The sequence below is a fragment of the Kitasatospora sp. NPDC059812 genome, from assembly GCF_042732075.1.
Taxonomy (GTDB): Bacteria; Actinomycetota; Actinomycetes; order Streptomycetales; family Streptomycetaceae; genus Kitasatospora.
The window spans coordinates 117,654-121,560 of sequence record NZ_JBHWIO010000008.1 but is presented as its reverse complement, the minus strand read 5'-3'; the positions used below and the strand labels follow the sequence as shown (position 1 = coordinate 121,560).

The following is a 3,907-nucleotide window of genomic DNA, read 5'->3' as shown; positions in this document are numbered from 1 at the left end:
CCCGAGGGAGCCCCCGGGGCGGGCCCGGCGCCGGCCGCCCGCCCCCGGGCGGCCGGCCGCCGCCGTTCCCGGGCCCGTACGGCTGTGTCATCGGCCACAGGGCCGGGCGCGCCGACGCCGGTGCGCGCGGGGCGCGTGCGCCGCCCGCGTGGTTCGTACGCCCAACCGGCGCACGCCTCCTGACGCCGCGCCCGCCGTCGCGGCAATCGGCCGAAACCGACTGACGGGCCCGCGCCACGGCGCACCCGCTCGTGTCCGGCCCGTCGACGCCGGGCGGTGCCCGTGGATAAGGTCGGGCCCCATGGCTGGCAGACCGCCGGGCGCACCGCCCCAGACGACTGCGACGAGGCCCGGCGCCGCCACGGCGTCCGGACCCGTGACGGCCCGGTTGCGCAGGAGGCTCCGCCGGGTCCGCCGAAGGCTGCGCACGGCCGGTGTCGACTACTTCCGCGGCGGCGCCGCCGACTGGCCGGTGCTCTGCGCCCTCGCCCTGCTCGTCCCGCTGCTGATCCTGCTCAACATCTGGATCCCCGCCTGGGCCCCGCCCACCGCGCTGGTCCTGCCGATCCTGGCCGGCGCGCTGCTGCTGCGCCCCGGCAGCCTGGTGGTGCTGTACGCGCTGGCGGCGCTCGGCCTGTCCGCCGAGTCGGTGATCCACACCGGCCAGCGGGTGGCCAGCGAGAACCCCGAGGCCTACGTCTACGGCGTCACCCCGGGCGCGGCCCTGGTGGTCGGCGCCGCCGGGGTGGGCGGCCTGCTGCTGGCCCAGTTCCGGGCCCGGGTCGGCGTGCCCTGGTGGGGCGGCTCGACCATGCTGTTCGACCTGCGCGAGCGGCTGCGGGTGCAGAGCCGGGTGCCGGAGCTCCCGGACGGCTGGCACGCCGACATGGCGCTGCGCCCGGCCGGCGGGCAGTCCTTCTCCGGGGACTTCGTGGTCGCCGCCCGCACCGGCCCGGGCCAGCGGCTGCTGGAGGTGGTCCTCGCGGACGTCTCCGGCAAGGGCATGGACGCCGGCTCCCGCGCGCTGCTGCTCTCCGGCGCCTTCGGCGGCCTGGTGGGCTCGCTGCCCGCGCACGACTTCCTGCCCGCCGCCAACGGCTACCTGCTGCGCCAGTCCTGGGAGGAGGGCTTCGCGACCGCCGTCCACCTGGTGCTGGACCTGGACACCGGCGAGTACGAGCTGCTGTCGGCCGGGCACCTGCCGGGGATGCAGCGGCTGGCGGGCGCCGGGCGCTGGGAGGTCAAGGAGGCCGAGGGCCCGCTGCTCGGGATCTACGACGGCGCGAAGTTCGACGGGGTGCGCGGCCGGCTGAACCGCGGCGACGTGCTGATGCTGTGCACCGACGGCATGGTCGAGGAGCCGGGCCGGGACCTCTCCGAGGGGATGGACCGGCTGATGGGGGAGGCGGACCGGCTGGTGCCCGGCAGCGGTCCGGGCGCGGGGGCCGGCGCGGCGGCCGCGCTGATCGAGACGGTGGCCCGGGACATCAACGACGACCGCGCGGTCCTGCTGCTCTGGCGCGACTGACGCCCCCTCGCCCCGGCCGTCCGTCACCGGACGGACCGGCACATGCCGCGGGCACCTGCTGTCAAGCCGGGCAGCCGATCTTCGGCCAAATCGGCCGCCCCGTCGGCTGACCGGACCTGCGGCTTCCGTTACCCGCCTTCGGCCGCCTTCCGGCCGCTCAGCGCCGCCCCGGCGACGATTCGTCAGAACGGCTCCGCTATCGTCCCGGTCGGCGGAAACTCGTCTCGCATCGCAGGATATCGGCGTTGGGCTGACTGTCAGACCTTTACGCAATCGGCACGGTCGACCACACTGAGTCCGGGCGGGACTGTTCAGGATTCGGGGGATGGGGGGCGTCACGTGCGGCACGGCAGACAACGTTCGACCGCGCCGGGCTCCCTCGCCGGTGGTGTGCCGGTCGATCCGCGATTCCGCCTCGGGACCGTCGGACAGGCCGGGGTCCGGCTTCGCAGGTGCCGCCGGGCGGCGGCACCACGCTATGAAACGAGGAAGTGAGTCCGGGTGGCACTCTCCGTCTCCGCGCTGGTCCTGTTCGCAATCCTGTGCATCATCTTCATCCGCAACAAGCAGTTGAAGATCGCGCACGGCATCATCGCCGCCCTGTTCGGCTTCATGTTGCACGAGACCACGGTCGCGGGCTCGATCAACTCCCTGCTGGCGAACCTCGCCCACAGCATCTCGGGCATCACCGGCGGCTGACCCGGCCGGGCCGTCCGCGACCCCCGCGAGGGGATCACCGGCCGGCCCGTCTGGCCTCCCGCCAGCGAGCGAACAGTCCCCGGGGGCGGGCCGCCGCCGGGGCGGGGGCGCGCATCGGCGCGGGTGCCGCGGCACCCGCCGCCGCGGCCTGCCCCGGCGCCGCCCGCTCGGCCGTCAACAGCACGAACAGCCGCGCCCAGCACAGCCGTTCGCCCCGCGGCCAGTCCATCGCGCGCAGCGCCGCCGACGCGGCCTCCGACACCTCGCCGTCGACCCGGACCTCGGCGACGTCGTCGCCCGCCTTCCCGCCCAGGAAGAGCTTCACCCCGACCGGCCCCGGCCCGGCCAGCTGCGGCCGCAGCGCGGGCGCGAGCGCCGGCAGCACCCGGTGCTCGGCGAGCCAGCCCGCCAGGTGCTCGTTGCCGAAGCCGAACACCGCCGCCGGCCCCTGGACGGCGTGCCAGCCCGGGAGTTCGGCGTGGTCCGCGTGGTCGGCGTGCACTCCGCGCCCGTCCGTCAGCTCGACCAGCACCGAGGCGGTGGTGGTCGCCCACATCTTCACCGCGTTGGCGAGCTTCTCCTCCTCGGTCTTGCCGAGGCCGGCCGCGCAGTCCCACACCACCGGCGCGTCCGCCCGGCCCAGGTGCAGCACGTAGCCGAGGTCGACGTGGCCGGCGCCGTCGTTCCCGGGGTGCTCGCGCACCGCCACCGCCGTCGTCCCCGGGCCGCGCACCACCTCGCCGTCGGCGCTGAACTCCTGTCCGAGGCGTGCCATCTCCCGGACGACACAGCGCTGTATGACGGCCAGCCGCTCCTGGGGACGCACCGGGACTCCTCCACCTCGGAGCGCGGCGGGTGAGCTCCCGCTCGAACTGCGCTCGAACGCCGCCGAGGCTATCGGCCCGGCAGCCAGGCGGGAAACCGTCCGGCCTCCCCGGTTCTCCAGTCGCGGAAATGTCTGGAATGCACCACTTTGGGAAGCGGAACCGCCCTGTGGCCGCCGGCCGGGGCCCTGCCGCCCGCCTGGAGAGCCCGCATGACCCGCACCACCCCGACACCCCCTCCGTCGCTCCTGACGGCCCCTTCGGCGCCCCTTCCGCCCCTTCTGGCGGGCCCGGACGGCTCCGGCCTGGCCGCCGAGATCGAGGCCTACCTCGCCTCGCTGCCCGCCCCCGTGCGCCGCCCGGTGCCGTACGTCTGCCCCCACGGCACCGCCGTGCGGCCGTGGTGTGCTGGCCACCCGGCGCCCCGGGTCACCCCGCTCGACCGGGTGCTGCGCCGCCCGGCCCGCCCGGTGCCGGTCAGCGCCGCCGACCACCTGCGGCTCGCCTCCCGCTACATCGGCGCCCACGGCTGGCTGCAGGGCGCGATGTGGGACGCACGCGGCCGGGTCTGCCTGCTCGGCGCCCAGGTCGCCGTCCTCGCGCACGGCTACGGCACCCCGGCCACCGTGCGCACCGCCCGGGTCCAGCTGATGGAGGTGCTGCACGCGACCGGCCGCCCGGCGCACTCCCCGGACGAGTACAACGACCGCCCCGCCACCCGGGAGGCCGACGTCCACCGGCTGCTCGACCGGGCGGCCGCCCGGGCCGCCCGGCTCGGGCTCTGAACCGGCCCGCCCGGCCTCGCGGGGCCGGGAGGACCGCCCGGAAACGCCAACGGCCCCGGTGCGTGGAGACG

General features: G+C 76.3%; 4 protein-coding genes. 3 read left to right on the top strand and 1 reads right to left on the bottom strand.

Annotated elements, in window-relative coordinates; translation table 11 throughout:
* Positions 1-388 precede the first annotated feature (388 nt).
* Together ACFV6D_RS06775 and ACFV6D_RS06770 are read left to right on the top strand one after the other, a co-directional pair.
* Complete coding sequence (locus tag ACFV6D_RS06775; protein WP_063351101.1) at positions 389-1,528, top strand: PP2C family protein-serine/threonine phosphatase; 1,140 nt, start codon at positions 389-391, stop codon at positions 1,526-1,528.
* Between the two features lie 501 nt (positions 1,529-2,029).
* A complete protein-coding gene (locus ACFV6D_RS06770) occupies positions 2,030-2,227 on the top strand; it encodes a hypothetical protein (protein ID WP_063347574.1) in 198 nt (65 codons plus the stop codon).
* Positions 2,228-2,261: 34 nt separating this feature from the next.
* On the opposite strand, the gene ACFV6D_RS06765 is transcribed toward ACFV6D_RS06770, so the two are convergent.
* Positions 2,262-3,053 (bottom strand): DUF6348 family protein, encoded by a 792-nt coding sequence (locus tag ACFV6D_RS06765; RefSeq protein ID WP_063347573.1) that lies wholly within the window; start codon positions 3,051-3,053, stop codon positions 2,262-2,264.
* A gap of 210 nt (positions 3,054-3,263) precedes the next feature.
* Between ACFV6D_RS06765 and ACFV6D_RS06760 the strand changes: the two genes are divergently transcribed.
* Positions 3,264-3,836 (top strand): hypothetical protein, encoded by a 573-nt coding sequence (locus ACFV6D_RS06760; protein ID WP_380336929.1) that lies wholly within the window; start codon positions 3,264-3,266, stop codon positions 3,834-3,836.
* Positions 3,837-3,907 lie beyond the last annotated feature (71 nt).